At 65.2% G+C, this 13,606-nt stretch carries 14 protein-coding genes and 1 pseudogene; 10 read left to right on the forward strand and 5 right to left on the reverse strand.

Annotation, left to right across the window (positions count from 1 at the left end):
- The first annotated feature begins 525 nt into the window (after positions 1-525).
- On the forward strand, positions 526-1,122 hold the full coding sequence (locus tag ACQ260_RS10465) for a TetR/AcrR family transcriptional regulator (protein WP_432559376.1): 597 nt from the start codon (positions 526-528) through the stop codon (positions 1,120-1,122).
- Between the two features lie 95 nt (positions 1,123-1,217).
- Here the strand turns inward: ACQ260_RS10465 and dnaA are convergent, their stop codons facing one another.
- Positions 1,218-2,669, reverse strand: coding sequence for a chromosomal replication initiator protein DnaA (gene dnaA, locus ACQ260_RS10470; protein WP_432559704.1), 1,452 nt, complete (start codon positions 2,667-2,669; stop codon positions 1,218-1,220).
- Positions 2,670-3,048: 379 nt separating this feature from the next.
- Here dnaA and rpmH point away from each other — a divergent pair, with 379 nt between their 5' ends.
- From rpmH to ACQ260_RS10505, 7 genes are all read left to right on the forward strand, one after another.
- A complete protein-coding gene (rpmH, locus tag ACQ260_RS10475; RefSeq protein WP_432559377.1) occupies positions 3,049-3,186 on the forward strand; it encodes a 50S ribosomal protein L34 in 138 nt (45 codons plus the stop codon).
- Between the two features lie 22 nt (positions 3,187-3,208).
- Complete coding sequence (gene rnpA, locus ACQ260_RS10480) at positions 3,209-3,622, forward strand: ribonuclease P protein component (RefSeq protein WP_432559378.1); 414 nt, start codon at positions 3,209-3,211, stop codon at positions 3,620-3,622.
- Positions 3,619-4,005: a membrane protein insertion efficiency factor YidD gene (gene yidD, locus ACQ260_RS10485; protein WP_432559379.1), complete on the forward strand. Its 387-nt coding sequence runs from the start codon at positions 3,619-3,621 to the stop codon at positions 4,003-4,005. The genes rnpA and yidD overlap by 4 nt, the downstream gene beginning before the upstream one ends.
- Positions 4,005-5,030, forward strand: a complete 1,026-nt coding sequence (gene yidC / locus ACQ260_RS10490) for a membrane protein insertase YidC (RefSeq protein WP_432559380.1) — start codon at positions 4,005-4,007, stop codon at positions 5,028-5,030. Before yidD ends, yidC begins: the two co-directional genes overlap by 1 nt.
- Positions 5,031-5,275: 245 nt before the next feature.
- The gene (locus tag ACQ260_RS10495) at positions 5,276-5,905 is read left to right on the forward strand and encodes a Jag family protein (RefSeq protein ID WP_432559705.1); all 630 of its coding nucleotides are present in this window, start codon (positions 5,276-5,278) and stop codon (positions 5,903-5,905) included.
- A 10-nt stretch (positions 5,906-5,915) separates the two neighbouring features.
- Positions 5,916-6,656, forward strand: a complete 741-nt coding sequence (gene rsmG / locus ACQ260_RS10500) for a 16S rRNA (guanine(527)-N(7))-methyltransferase RsmG (protein WP_432559381.1) — start codon at positions 5,916-5,918, stop codon at positions 6,654-6,656.
- 170 nt (positions 6,657-6,826) lie between these two features.
- Complete coding sequence (locus ACQ260_RS10505) at positions 6,827-7,189, forward strand: GntR family transcriptional regulator (RefSeq protein ID WP_432559382.1); 363 nt, start codon at positions 6,827-6,829, stop codon at positions 7,187-7,189.
- A gap of 499 nt (positions 7,190-7,688) precedes the next feature.
- Here ACQ260_RS10505 and ACQ260_RS10510 read toward each other — a convergent pair whose 3' ends face one another.
- The 4 genes and pseudogenes from ACQ260_RS10510 to ACQ260_RS10525 all read right to left on the reverse strand — a co-directional run bounded on the left by ACQ260_RS10510 (position 7,689) and on the right by ACQ260_RS10525 (position 11,104).
- Entirely contained in the window at positions 7,689-8,147 is a 459-nt protein-coding gene (locus ACQ260_RS10510; protein ID WP_432559383.1) for a hypothetical protein, read from the reverse strand.
- Positions 8,148-8,407: 260 nt separating this feature from the next.
- Positions 8,408-8,635: a hypothetical protein gene (locus ACQ260_RS10515; protein WP_432559384.1), complete on the reverse strand. Its 228-nt coding sequence runs from the start codon at positions 8,633-8,635 to the stop codon at positions 8,408-8,410.
- Positions 8,636-9,120: 485 nt separating this feature from the next.
- Positions 9,121-10,355 (reverse strand): annotated as a pseudogene (locus ACQ260_RS10520) (IS256 family transposase).
- Between the two features lie 323 nt (positions 10,356-10,678).
- A complete protein-coding gene (locus tag ACQ260_RS10525; RefSeq protein WP_432559385.1) occupies positions 10,679-11,104 on the reverse strand; it encodes a protein-tyrosine phosphatase family protein in 426 nt (141 codons plus the stop codon).
- A gap of 540 nt (positions 11,105-11,644) precedes the next feature.
- Here ACQ260_RS10525 and ACQ260_RS10530 point away from each other — a divergent pair.
- Positions 11,645-12,577 carry a ParA family protein gene (locus tag ACQ260_RS10530; protein ID WP_432559706.1) on the forward strand — a complete coding sequence of 311 codons (933 nt, stop codon included), beginning with the start codon at positions 11,645-11,647 and terminating at the stop codon, positions 12,575-12,577.
- Entirely contained in the window at positions 12,577-13,503 is a 927-nt protein-coding gene (locus tag ACQ260_RS10535; RefSeq protein ID WP_432559386.1) for a ParB/RepB/Spo0J family partition protein, read from the forward strand. Before ACQ260_RS10530 ends, ACQ260_RS10535 begins: the two co-directional genes overlap by 1 nt.
- The last annotated feature ends 103 nt before the right edge of the window (positions 13,504-13,606 follow it).

Below are 13,606 nucleotides of genomic sequence, written 5' to 3' on the forward strand. Positions count from 1 at the left end.
GCCGGTCGTCAACCTTGGAAGCATCCGGTCGCATCCAGGGCCCTCAAGTCGGCCAGGAATCAAAGAAACGCGGGCTCGACGGCGCTGTGATCATACCCATGTCTGCTAGATCGTGCCGAGGCCTGGGTCAGGTGATCAGGCGGACGCGGGAATGACACTTCTGTCCCCAGGTTGGCGTTCTGCGTGACTTCTCTCGAACCTTGAAATTTGTAATTCAGTAATTGTCATCACGGTTGGGGAAACTGTGGACAACTGGCCGTTTGCGCTGGTCGGCGCATGTTTGGGGGCGTTGGTGAGGGTGTGGATCGCAGAAAACTACACGGGGAGGATTTGAGGATCGTCCTGGCCGGTGGTGTGCCCGTGCACATTCACCACGGACGAATTGGGGACGGACCATCGTGCTGTCCACACGTTATCCACAGCTGTGCACAGGTTGACCGGTCAGCCGGATCACCTGACCATGACCTTAGAAATTGGGGTGCGGTCAGCTTGGTATCTCCCCCTCCGGCGGTGGAGACTGGCGCCATGGTTGGGGAAACTCTTAGCAAAGGAGGACGGCGCCGCGAACAAATTCTCTCGGCGGCCGTGGAGCTGTTCGGGGAAGTGGGATATCGGGGGACCTCGCTGCGGGACATCGCGCAACGAGTGGGTATCACGCATCCAGGTCTGCTCTATCACTTTCACTCGAAGCAAGAGCTGTTGAGCGCCGTCCTGGCACGGCGCGACGACAGCGACGAGATGACGTTCGGTCTGGCCGAACAGGGCGAGAGCGGCCGGGACTACGCCGCACGGGTGCTCAAACTCGCCGAGCACAACTCGACGACACCAGGGATGATCGAGCTGTTCGCAACGCTGTCCGCCGAGTCGACGGATGCTGAGCATCCGGCTCACGGCTTTTTCAAACAGCGCTATCAGAAAGTGATCGACGCGCTTCAGTCGATGTTCGACCGGTTGAGTGCCGAGGACGAGCTGCGCGATGGCGTGGCCACCGACGGCCTGGGAGTCGCTCTGGCCGCTCTGATGGACGGTTTGCAGGTCCAGTGGCTCTATGACCGCGAAGCAGTCGACGTGCCGGATTTGGTGCGCCGACACATCAATGCCTATCTGAAGACGCCTCTCTGAGGGCTGACCGTGACGCGGCGTCCAGTTGAGGGATGGGACCCATGCGGGGGATGGGGCCTATTCGCGGGGTCGTCGACGACGAGCGGCACCGCGCATCAGCGCTGAGCAGCCTGCTGTTTGATGCGACTGGTGAGCTCGGTGACTTGGTTATAGATCGTTCGACGCTCGGTCATCAGCTGTCGAATCTTGCGGTCTGCGTGCATCACCGTCGTGTGGTCCCGACCGCCAAACTCCGCACCGATCTTCGGCAGGGACAGGTCGGTGAGCTCCCGACAGAGATACATCGCAATCTGACGAGCGGTCGCGAGCGCATGGGTGCGCGACGATCCGCAGAGGTCATCGACGGCGAATGAGAAATACTGCGCGGTCTGGGCGATGATCAGCGACGCCGTGATCGGCGTCTCCCCACCATCCGGAATCAGGTCCTTCAACACTTGCATCGTGAGGTCCATGTCGACCTCCTGCCGGTTAAGGCTCGCGAACGCGGTGACGCGGATGAGCGCCCCCTCCAGCTCGCGGATGTTGGATTGCACCTTGGAGGCGATGAACTCGAGAACGTCGAGCGACACCGTGAGACGTTCCTGAGCGGCCTTCTTCTTGAGAATCGCGATGCGGGTCTCGAGGTCGGGCGCCTGGACGTCGGTGATGAGGCCCCACTCGAACCGGCTGCGGAGTCGGGGCTCGAGGGCCTCGAGCAGCTTGGGCGGGCGGTCGGAGGTCATCACGATCTGCTTCTGGGCATTGTGCAACGTGTTGAAGGTGTGGAAGAACTCCTCCTGCGTTTGGATCTTCGACTCCAGGAACTGGATGTCGTCGATGAGCAGGACGTCGACATCGCGATAGCGCCGGCGGAACTCAGCGGTCTTGTTCTCGGAGATCGAGTTGATGAAGTCGTTCGTCATCTCCTCGGTCGAGACATACCGGACGCGGACGCGGTCGTAGTAGTTGCGCACGTAATGGCCGAGCGCGTGCAGCAGGTGGGTTTTTCCGAGTCCCGACGAGCCATAGATCATCAACGGGTTGTACGCCTTGCCCGGCGCCTCGGCCACCGCGACGGCCGCGGCATGGGCGAATCGGTTGGACGCGCCGATGACGAAGCTCTCGAACGAATACTTCGGGTTGAGTCGGGAGTCGAAGGCCGACGTCGAGGTAACACTGCCGGTGTTGACCGGGACCAGGGGTCGCGTCGGTTCGTCCAACCCGGATTCGGCCGGACCATCCTGCGCGGGGGCCGCGGGTTCGGGTTCCGGGACCACCTCGAGCAGCGTGGGATCGATCGTGATGGCGAGGCGGCTGTCTCGACTGAAGAACTGAGAGAGTGACGCCTCGATGCTCTGGCGCAGACGTGATTCGACGCGCTCGCGAGTGAACTCATCGGGAACCGCGACCATCACCGTGGACTGGTGGACGGTCAGCGGCCGGGTGCGACGCAGCCAACTGCGGTGTTCCGCCGGGGCCTGCGCCACGATGTGGTCCCAGGCCTCCTGCAGCGTGGGTTCCGCGCGTCCGGCGTCATTCCGGCCGAAGCCCCTCGAAGGATCCGACAGGCCGAAGTCATCCAAAGCGCACCCCGAGGTTGGCTGGGCTCACGGGGGTGTCCCGCAAGCGGAATTCGACTTTCCCACACAATTGTCCACAGGCTGTGGGTACCCCACACTCTTGTGCGTACACCACATCGTCCAGGTCAGCCGTGCAGCCGACTTGAGATGCGACCGTAGAGCAAGCCACCCGACGATCGCAACACCCTGTCTTCCCATCTCGGCGTGTCGAGTGGACGTGTCCACCGTGAGTAGTTCGTTTGACCGATGGGGTGTGTCCGCGTACCGTAGTGAGGTCGCCGGGACGTCCGGCCACCTTTCTGTGCGCCCTGTTTCGGGCGTGACCGAGAACAATGTCCGAAGCCTACGAAGAATATGGGGTTGTCCCGTGAGCAAGCGCACCTTCCAGCCGAGCAACCGGCGCCGCAGCCGCACCCATGGTTTCCGTCTCCGGATGCGCACCCGTGCGGGGCGCGCCATCCTGGCCGCCCGGCGCCGCAAGGGCCGGGTCAAGCTGGCCGGCTGACCGACCACGCGCAGCAGCACCCGTGCTGCCCAAGGCGTCCCGGATGCGGTCGGCGCCGGAATTCCGGCGCACGATCAGGTCCGGCGTGCGCGCCGGGCGAACCACTGTGGTGGTGAGTGCCCTTCGAGCCGATCCGCAGGCGGCAGATTCGCGGGCAGTCGGAACCTCGGCTGCTGAATCAGAACCAGTGAGCGTGCGGGTCGGTTTCGTCGTGTCCAAGGCCGTCGGCAACGCGGTGATTCGCAACCGGGTCAGGCGTCGCCTGCGGCACTTGAGTCGGCCGTTGTTGGAGCGTACGCCTCAGGGCACGTGCGTGGTCGTGCGCGCCCTGCCTCCGGCTGCTCACCCCGACGCGGCACTCGGCACCGACCTGACCGGGGCCTGGGAGACCTGTTTGAAGCGGCTCGAAAAGCGTCCGGAGAGGGTGCGGCCATGAAATGGCTCCTCATCGGGTTCATCCGGTTGTGGCGCGCGGTGATCAGCCCGATCTACGGAAACGTGTGCAAGTACTACCCGAGCTGCTCGGCGTACGGGCTCGAGGCGGTCCAGGTGCACGGCGCACTGCGCGGCTCCTGGCTCACCGTCAGCCGGATCGCGCGCTGCAATCCGTGGTCGACCGGGGGTTACGACCCGGTGCCGGGGACGCCCGCCGCTGCTGACTGGGAGCGCGAACAACGCGAAAAGGCAGCAGCCGGACCCGGAGCGGACCCTGAGAAGCACGGGACGACCTGCTCCCACGGCGAGACTGGAACCACTGACCCGGCTGCGGAGTTCGACTCCGTGGCATACCCGCCTGTTGATCCCCAAGGAAAGAATTGATGGAGACATTGGCCCCGATGCTTGTCCCGATGGCCGGCTTCTGGGACACGATCATGGCGCCGCTGCACTGGGCCGTGTCCGGCCTGCTCGTGCTCGCGCACAACCTCTTCTCGCCGTTGTTCGGTCCGGACTCCGGCCTGACTTGGACGCTGTCGATCATCGTCCTGACCGTCGTCATCCGGACGCTGCTCATCCCGCTGTTCGTCAAGCAGATCCGCTCGTCGCGGAACATGATGACGCTGCAGCCGAAGGTGCGGGAGCTCCAGAAGAAGTACGCCCACGACCGGGAGAAGCTCGGTCAGGAAACGATGAAGATGTACAAGGAGGAAGGCGTCAACCCCATGGCGTCCTGCTTCCCGCTGCTGCTGCAGATGCCCATCTTCTTCGCCCTGTTCCAGGTCCTGAACGCAGCCGCCAGGGGTCAGGTCAAGGGCGCGTTCATGACCCAGGAGCTCGTCGACTCGATCGGGCAGGCCACGATCCTCGGGGCGAACCTGGCCGGCACCTTCCTGCCGATGGACAGCTTCGGGGCCGACCAGATCGTCGCTCTCGTGCTGATCCTTGCCATGGTGGCCAGCCAGTTCTATGTGCAGCTGCAACTCAGCGCCAAGAACATGCCGCCGGAGGCCATGACCGGGCCGATGGCGCAGCAGCAGAAGATGATGCTGTATCTGTTCCCGGTCATCTTCGGCATCGGTGGCGTCGCCTTCCCGATCGGTCTGCTGATCTATTGGACGGCCTCCAACCTGTGGTCGATGGGCCAGCAGTTCTATGTGATCCGGCAGTCGCCAACCCCGGGCACGCCGGCGTACGCCGCTTGGGAAGCCCGCATGCGCATGAAGGGCCATGACCCGTCGACGTTCAAGCCCGGTCAGAAGCCGCCCAAGAAGGCGGACAGCGTGGCGGTCGCCGAGACGCGCGAACCGTCCAACGAAGAGCTCGGAGCAGAGAACGTTCAGCCGGAACGTCCCCGGGTGCAGCGTCAACAGCCCCGTCGTCAGACGCGGTCCAACCGCAAGAGATAGTTCAGGTGGCGCCTGCCGAGGGCGGGCGCCACACCCATCCCCGGCCGACCAATGGCCACCCGTGGTGTTGCGCCACGGTTTCGTGAAGGAGATCTGAGTTGAGCGATTCTGCGAACCCCGTCGAGCAGGAAACGACCGAGAGTGCGGAGGTGGTTGAGTCTCCGGACGGTGGCGTCCTGGACGTGCGGGATTCTGATGCGTACGCCGCCGCGGACGACACTGCGCACGACGAAAGCGGCGATGACGTGGAATCGGACGAGGTTGACGCGGACGACGATGCCGACGCCGAGGATGACTCGGATGACGACGACTCGGATGACGACGACGCGGACGATGACGACTCGAGCGACGAGTCGGATGACGATGCCGACGACGATGAGTCGGAGGACGACACCGCAGAGCGGTCGGGGCGTTCCGCCAAGCTCGTGGCCCTCGATGAGGAGGGCGATATCGCGGCCGACTATCTGGAGGAGCTGCTCGACATCGCGGACCTCGACGGCGACATCGACACCTATACCGAAGGCGGCCGCGCCCACGTCTCCATCGTGACCGACGCGAACGTCCTCGTCGGCAAGGAAGGCGAGGTCCTCGAGGCGCTGCAGGATCTGTGCCGTCTGGCTGTGATGACAGAGACGGGCAAGCGCAGCCGGCTCATGCTGGACATCGCGGGGCATCGTGAGAAGCGCCGGCGAGAACTGACGGATCTCGCATCCGATGCGGTCGAGGAGGCCAAGGCTTCCGGTGAGGCGGTGCGGCTCACGCCTATGAACCCGTTCGAACGCAAGATTGTTCACGACGTGGTGGCGGCGGCGGGGCTCACGAGCGAGTCCGACGGTGAGGAACCGAACCGTCGCGTCGTCGTCATGCCGGCCTGATCGGCACGCGATGACCGGACCCGAAGGCGGGAGCGGGGGTGCGCCGAAGCCGGCGTACTCTCCCGGCGAAGCCGGTTCCTCCAGTCCCACCAGCGCCCTGGGCGAAGCCGGTTTCTCGAGCCCCGCCACGTCCACCGGCTCGGACCCGGTGGCAATCGCGCGGGAGGTCTTTGGCGAACGCTTTGATCTCGCTGAGGAGTACCGCAATGTGCTGGCGACCCAGGGCATCGAATGGGGGCTGATCGGTCCGCGCGAAGTGGACCGGCTGTGGGAGCGCCATCTGCTGAACTCCGTGGCCCTGGCCGACCTGGTGCCGGAGGGTTCGGAGGTCATCGACGTTGGATCCGGCGCCGGTCTGCCGGGAATCCCGCTGGCGATCCTGCGTCCGGACCTGGGAATGACGCTTCTCGAACCCCTCTTGCGGCGCTATAACTTTCTTACCCAGGCTGTGGACAACTTGGGGATAAGCGATCGGGTCGGTGTGGAACGCGGTCGGGCTGAGGACTATGACGGGGCGTACGACGTCGTCACCTGCCGCGCAGTCGCTCCTTTGGCGAAGCTGTTGCCCTGGGTAATCGGCCTGCTGGGTCCGCGCGGCGCCGTGCTGGCGTTGAAGGGGTCGAGTGCAGCGGATGAGGTGCGTGGTGTGGCCGGATACCTGAGCAAGAACCGCCTCCAGGCCCAAGTGCTTGATGTGCGTGCTCATCCGCAGGCGGAGGTCACGACCGTGGTGCGGATCCGCCGCAGCTGATCGTATTGACGCGTGCCCCAGGAGGCGCGGCGCGTCTGCCGGATGGGGTCGGCTGGGATGGGTACGGTCTTTGTGCTGATACAAATCCCGTCCTGAGCAGCATTTCCCCTGCATCTGACACGTTCGTTGCCCGGAGATTCTGATCGGGACCCCGAGTCGGGGGTTGACCGATGCTGTTTGTTGATCCGCGCTCCGAGGTTCCACTCTGGGAGCAGTTGCGCGATCAAGTCGCGTGGCAGATCCGGTCCGGCGAGCTCGTCGCCGGAGACCGGCTTCCCGCAGTGCGCCAACTCGCCGGCGAGCTGACCATCGCCCCCAACACGGTGGCACGCACGTATCGGGAGCTGGAGGGCGATGGGTTTGTCCGAACCGCGGGTCGCCAGGGAACGATCGTGCTCGGTCCGGGGGCGGATGACCTGGGTGATCAGGTGGTCGGGTTGACCGAGGCATACGTTCGCGGAATGCGAGCCCTGGGCCTCCAGCCGGAAGCGATCGTGACCTCCCTGCGGCGGACGTTGGCGGAACTTCGATAGACGCCGTCACGGACATCTCGTCCGACCAGTCCGCCGTGCGCTCGGCGGTTCGCCAGGCTGTGTGACTGACTTCGGTGACGCAAGGCAACGCTTGGATCGGGTTCCCGGCCGAGCTGGGCCGATTCCTCCGCCTGATCACGGTCGCACCGATGATGACAGCGACCGAAACGGGTTGTGGTCTGTTGAGTGAGTCTGGTGGGGGTATACCCCCACTAAAACCACTCACCAGCCAGCGGAGCGAGTAGTGCCATCCGTGGTTTCCGGCGCGCACGATCGCGGTCGAGGACGGCTGTCGGCTTTGCTGCCCTGCTGCTGATGATTTGCGGGTACTCGAGGTTCACCGCGGGCGGGCTCCCGACTCGGAAGACAACCGACTTGCTGCTGCGAACGCACTCCCCGCCCGCCGAAACAGCTCGGTTTCGAGCGCCGTCAACAGTTGGTCCGCTGGTGAGTGATTCTGGTGGGGGTATAGCCCCACCAGAATCACTCACGAGGTCACTCAGCCGATCACGTTTGGGTCGACGCAGTAGTCATTGCTGTCGATGCGGACGTAGTAGGCACGTCTCAGCCGGACCCGGTTGACCCATCCACTGCGGGCACGCCCGGTGGCAGCAGCAACATCGCCGCCCTGTCGGCGTCGAGCAGATCGACTGATCTGGCCTTGATCGTGGGCACCACCCTCGCGTTCGCCGTGGCCAACCACTGGCCGAACTGGGCGTCGAAGTCGGCCGGCGAGCTGAAGTCCCCGCCAGGGCATGAAGGAGGTCTCGAAGAACCCGTTCCTGCGTTCCACCGGACCCATCGACTCGGGGGCGTAGGGCTTGAGGCTGACCAGCGAGGTGGCCAGGTGCCGGTGAACGCGCCGACGCCTTCTGCGCCGTTTGCCGCCGATGCCGGATTCGGTGTGCCAGATCAACCCGCGCGGGACCCGTCCCAGCTGCTGCAGCAACAGCCACATCGCCAAGTCCTGGGGTGTGGCGCCGCGGGACCATCTTCGCCACCATGAAGCGGAGAGCCGCGGTGATCACCATGACCGGCAGCGGGACTGTCGAGCCGTCCTCGAGTGGGACCTTCCTCGGCGGGAACCACAGGTCGCACTGCGCAGCATCCCCGGCCAGCCACGTCAGCCGATCTGACGGGTCAACCCGTCGGTACTCAGACCGAAGTCGCCGCACATCCTCGCGGAACCACGTGATCGACCCCGTCCACCCGACCCGCTCAGCGAGCACCGTCGCCGGCATTGTCCGGCGTCGTCTTCAGTAGTTCCCGCACGTACGGCTCGAACGGCGTGAACGCCGTCGGCACCGCCGGCCGCTCGTACCTCGGCGGCCCATCTGAGGCCACTGCCCGCGCCACCGTCGACCGTCCGATGCCCAAGTCCCGCGTGACCTGCCGCTGCGAAACATCGTCCGCCACCAGCCGTCGAATCAGAGCCCAATCCTCCACAGAGATCACCCATCCAAGCTGTCGGGGTGGTTTCTCGCTTTCGACCGGGTGGTTTCTATCGGCGGCGCTTGAAAATCGAGCAGATGCGGCGCGTCGTTATGGCCCATTTCCAAGCGCCGTCGACAGGTGGCCTCGTACTGGGCACCGCGGTTTGCAGCGACATCGCAACGAGGACTACTCGGATAGGGGTTCTCGCATGTCGTCTCGTCGTGTTCCGAAGGGTTGGGTCGCGGCCCGATGTCGCAGAAGCGGCGGGAGTTCTTGGCACCGCTGTCGCGTGGTTCGTCCAGCCCCTGGCAAACGCGGTAGCAACGAAGCGCTAACGGGCTTGGTCCGGTGGTGAGTGATTCTGGTGGGGGTATACCCCCACCAAACTCACTCACCAGGCAGCAGTAGCGAACTCGCGAGCGCGGTTCTTGCCTAGTGACCAGGCACTTGGCGGCAGAGTCCCGTGGGGTGGTGGGCTTTGAGGTGATTCCTCGGTGCTATTCGCTGCCTTCGATGGCGGTGATGGGTGCATTATCCCGATCGGGGTAGAGCAGCGCCATGGATCCCTGGGACAGGTAGCGGCGGTCACCGGCTTGCCATTCGTCGTGCATGTCGGCCAGGACGGCGCCGACGAGCCGGATCACGGCGGCGGGGTTGGGGAAGATGCCGACCACGCGGGAACGACGTTTGATCTCCTTGTTGATCCGTTCCAGCGGGTTGGTGGACCAGATCTTGGGCCAGTGGCTACGCGGGAAGGTGATGAAGGCCAGGACCTCGGTCTTGGCCTGGTCCATGAGGGGTCCGATCTTGGGCCAAGTCTTGGCGAGCTGGTTGCGGACCTGGTCCCAGGCGTGCTCGACCGCTGGAGCGTCGGGCTGGGCGAAGATCGTGCGGAACAGCGCGGCGACCATGTCGGGATGAGACTTGGGCACGTGGGCCGGCAGGGTGCGGGCGAAGTGGACCCGGCAGCGTTGGTGTCCTGCGCCTTGGGGAACATCGCTTGAGTGCTTTGACCAGGCCAGCGTGCTCGTCGGAGATCACCAGCCGCACACCGTGCAGACCCCGGTTCTTCAGCGAGGTCCAGAACCCGCGCCAAGACGTCTCGTCCTCGCTGTCCCCGACGTCGAGTCCGAGGACTTCACGGGCGCCGTGGGCTGTGATCGCCGGTGGCGACCACCACCGCCATGGACACCACCTGGGAGGTGGTGTTGCGAACGTGGAGATAGGTCGCGTCGAGGGTAGACGTAAGGGAACTCGACATGGTCCAGGTCCCGGTTGCGGAACGCGCCGACGGTCTCGTCCAGGCCGGCGCAGATGCGAGAGACCTCGGACTGGCTGATCCCGGTGTCGACGCCCATGGCTTCGACGAGATCGTCCACGCTACGGGTCGAGGACGCCGAGGACGTAGGGCTCCATCACGACCGCGTACAAGGCTTGGTCGGAGCGGGCGGCGTGGCTCGAGGATCACAGGGAAGAACGAGCCCTTGCGCAGCTTGGGAATCCGCAGCTCGATGTCCCCGCCCTTGGTCGACACCGCGCGTGGTCGGTGCCCATTGCGCTCGGTCGTGCGGGACTCGGTGCGCTCGTACAAGCCGGCACCGATCCGTTCGGTGGCTTCGGCTTCGATCAGTTCCTGCATCACCAGCCGGACCGACTCGCGGACAAGGTCCACGCCATCACCGGCGCGGAATGCCTCGAGGAGTTCGGAAACGGGAGACTGGGACAAGGTCATCGGTTGGTCTCCTTCAGTGCGTCACCTGGTCGTTTCACACCGAAGATCCCGCCGATGGCCGCCTACGACACGACGACCCGCCGACCCTCAAACTCCACCACTCCAAGGGACTCATACAACGCGGTAGGAACGAGGCGCTAATGGGCTTGCTCCGCTGGTGAGTGAGTCTGGTGGGGGTATACCCCCACCAGACTCACTCACGAGGCAGCAGTAGCGAACTCGCGAGCGCGGTTCTTGCCTAGTGACCAGGCACTTGGCCTAGAACTCAGCTGGCCTGGAACCTCAGCTGACCTGGAACCTCAGCACGTTCGGACTCGAGCCGCTCAGAACCGGTCCTCAAACTTCTCCAACCACCGCCTCTGCCACGGGGTCTCGACGGCGCGCGGATGGTACGTGGAGCGCACTAGCCGCATCGCCTCCATGGCCGACAGCCCATCCAGCATCGCGATTGCCGCCAGCGCGGTTCCGGTCCGACCGACTCCTCCTCGACAGGTCACGTCGACCTTCTCCACCACGCTCCGCTCGTACGCCTCACGAAACGCCGATGCGGCCGCCACTCGCGGAATCGGAACCCAGAAGTCGGGCCAGCACACCCAGCGCGACGGGTAAGGCGCGCGCCGACTGGGCACACCGGACAACAGGAGCGTCCAGTCCGCGGCCTCTCCCGGGGAATTCCGGAACGGCCGTCCGCGGATCAGTCGCCCGGTTGGCAGGAGGACAACACGGGCCTCGGTCTGCCGCCACGTCATCCTCCGAGGATAGGACCCCCGGCCTGACCGCTGAATCACACTGTTGTGTTTCACGTGAAACGACCCGACCAGCCCGACCCGCCCCATCTTCCGCCCGTGAAACTACCTTTTTGTGTTTCACGTGAAACCATGGGCTGGGAGTGCCGAACAGTGGCGCAGCCAAGCACAGTTCCCGCCCCCGGATTGCGCGGGGTGGGGGTGGTGGTGTCGGGTACGCTGACGCCCGCTTGATGGATCTAGGGGAAGGTGGCCATGACCCGCGGAGAGCAGCAGGGACTCGGTTGGCCGACGGCACCAGCACCCGGTCAAGCCGGACTGGGGTGGCCGGTCGATGACTCCTCCGGGCAAGAGCCGGTCATCAACGACCCAGCCGTTGAACCGTCCGGGCAGCCCGCTGCCGAGGACGCGGATCCGGTCGAGGCTGCCGAGTTCCAGGCGATGCCGGATGCCTCCGAAGCCGGGCTTGAGGCGCAGGCGGTCTCGCAGGACGCACCTGCGTCCCCGGCCGAAGCACCGGCGGAGCCCGCCGGTGCTCCAAGAATCCATGTTCCCACTGGCCCGAAACGTGCCCGTTTCGATGTGCCCGAGGAAGGTGCTGAGCCGCCCGTTGGGGGTGAAACGCCGGTCCCCGGAGGCACCCAAGAGTCAGCCCGCACCGAAGATGGCGCACTGCCCACTCCTCCCTCCACGCGCATCATCGTGGTGGCGAATCAGAAGGGCGGCGTCGGCAAGACCACGACAGCGGTGAACCTCGCTGCCGCCCTGGCGATGGGTGGGCTCAAAGTCTTGGTCGTGGACCTGGACCCGCAGGGCAACGCATCCACTGCCCTCGGGATCGAGCACGAGTCCGGGATCCCCGGCACCTACGAGGTCCTCATTGACGGCGCCGCCGTTGCCGACCACGCCCAGCTCTCCGAAGAGGCCCCCAACCTCTGGGTCCTCCCTTCCACCATCGACCTGGCCGCGGCCGAGATCGAACTCGTCTCGACAGTCGCCCGGGAAAGCCGGTTGGCGAAAGCTCTGCGCACCTATCTCAAGACCCACGACATCGACTACGTCTTCCTCGACTGCCCGCCCTCGCTGGGCCTGCTGACCTTGAACGGACTGGTGGCCGCGCGGGAGATCCTGGTGCCGATTCAGTGCGAGTACTACGCCCTCGAAGGTGTCTCCCAGCTGGTCAACACCATCAACCTGGTGAAAGGCGAGCTGAACGACGAACTCCAGCTGAGCACGGTCCTGCTCACGATGTTCGATGCGCGCACACGGTTGGCGGCTCAGGTCACCGACGAGGTGCGCGCGCATTTCACCGAGGAGACGCTGACCACCGTCATCCCGCGGTCGGTGCGCATCTCCGAGGCTCCGAGCTATGGCCAGACCGTGCTCACCTATCACCCTGAATCCATCGGCGCCGTCTGCTATCTCCGCGCCGCAGAAGAAATCGCGCTCCGGGGCGCGAGCAAGGAGGATCTCTGATGACGACGATGCCACGACGCAGTGGGCTGGGGCGGGGGCTCGGCCAGTTGATCCAGAACACCGATCCCGCCGCGCAGCGCCATCGCCCGGTGGACGAGGTGATCGACTCCCAGAAGTCGCTGCGCCGGGTGCCCGAGGGCTCCTACTTCGCGGAGATTCCCGTCGATAGCGTCTCGCCCAACCCGCGGCAGCCGCGGTCAGAGTTTGATGAGGACGACCTCGCAGAGCTCAGCGAGTCAATCCAGGAAGTCGGTCTCCTCCAACCGATCGTCGTTCGACCGCTGCCGGACAACCAGTTCGAGCTGGTCATGGGAGAACGTCGCTGGCGCGCGTCCGAGCTGGCGGGCAAGGAGACGATCCCGGCCATCGTCAGGCGCACCGAGGACCATGACCTGCTCCGCGACGCACTCCTCGAGAACCTTCACCGCGCGAACCTGAATCCCCTCGAAGAGGCGAGCGCCTATCAGCAGCTGCTCGAGGACTTCGACTGCACGCACGAGGAGCTCTCCGCCCGCATCAAGCGTTCGCGTCCGCAGATCTCCAACACCATTCGTCTGCTCAAGCTCCCCGCCTCGGTCCAGCGTCGTGTGGCGGCCGGCGTGCTGAGCGCCGGCCATGCCCGCGCCCTGCTCGGCCTGGCGGACCAGCCCGCCCAGGAGCGGCTTGCCCAGCGCATCGTCGCCGAGGGCCTTTCGGTCCGCGCCACCGAGGAGATCGTCGCCCTCGGCGAGACCGGAGCAGAGCCGCGCGCACCCCGCCAACCCCGGGAATCCTCGCCCCGCGCGCTGGAGTTGACCGAATGGCTGTCCGACCACTTCGAGACCCGCGCCCGAGTGGACCAGGGCAAGAGCAAGGGCAAAATCGTCATCGAGTTCGCCTCCGAGGACGATCTGGAACGGATCATCGCCCTGATGAGCGGGGAGTAGGAACCGACCCCAACAGGCCAGAGGGCCGGCCCGCCGTTGTGCGGGTCCGGCCCTCTGCTGTGTTCGTCGGGTTCCGGCTGGTCTGGTTGCCCGGCCGGGACGA

The organism is Ammonicoccus luteus, from assembly GCF_050880385.1.
GTDB lineage: Bacteria > Actinomycetota > Actinomycetes > Propionibacteriales > Propionibacteriaceae > Enemella.

What these genes read in the sequence shown, in the direction of transcription:
- ACQ260_RS10465 (WP_432559376.1), top strand. Translation starts at nt 526, where the DNA reads ATGGTTGGGGAAACTCTTAGCAAAGGAGGACGGCGCCGCGAACAAATT.
- yidD (WP_432559379.1), top strand. Translation starts at nt 3,619, where the DNA reads ATGAAATGGCTCCTCATCGGGTTCATCCGGTTGTGGCGCGCGGTGATC.
- yidC (WP_432559380.1), top strand. Translation starts at nt 4,005, where the DNA reads ATGGAGACATTGGCCCCGATGCTTGTCCCGATGGCCGGCTTCTGGGAC.
- rsmG (WP_432559381.1), top strand. Translation starts at nt 5,916, where the DNA reads ATGACCGGACCCGAAGGCGGGAGCGGGGGTGCGCCGAAGCCGGCGTAC.
- ACQ260_RS10505 (WP_432559382.1), top strand. Translation starts at nt 6,827, where the DNA reads ATGCTGTTTGTTGATCCGCGCTCCGAGGTTCCACTCTGGGAGCAGTTG.
- ACQ260_RS10510 (WP_432559383.1), bottom strand. Translation starts at nt 8,147, where the DNA reads ATGTGGCTGTTGCTGCAGCAGCTGGGACGGGTCCCGCGCGGGTTGATC.
- ACQ260_RS10525 (WP_432559385.1), bottom strand. Translation starts at nt 11,104, where the DNA reads ATGACGTGGCGGCAGACCGAGGCCCGTGTTGTCCTCCTGCCAACCGGG.
- ACQ260_RS10535 (WP_432559386.1), top strand. Translation starts at nt 12,577, where the DNA reads ATGACGACGATGCCACGACGCAGTGGGCTGGGGCGGGGGCTCGGCCAG.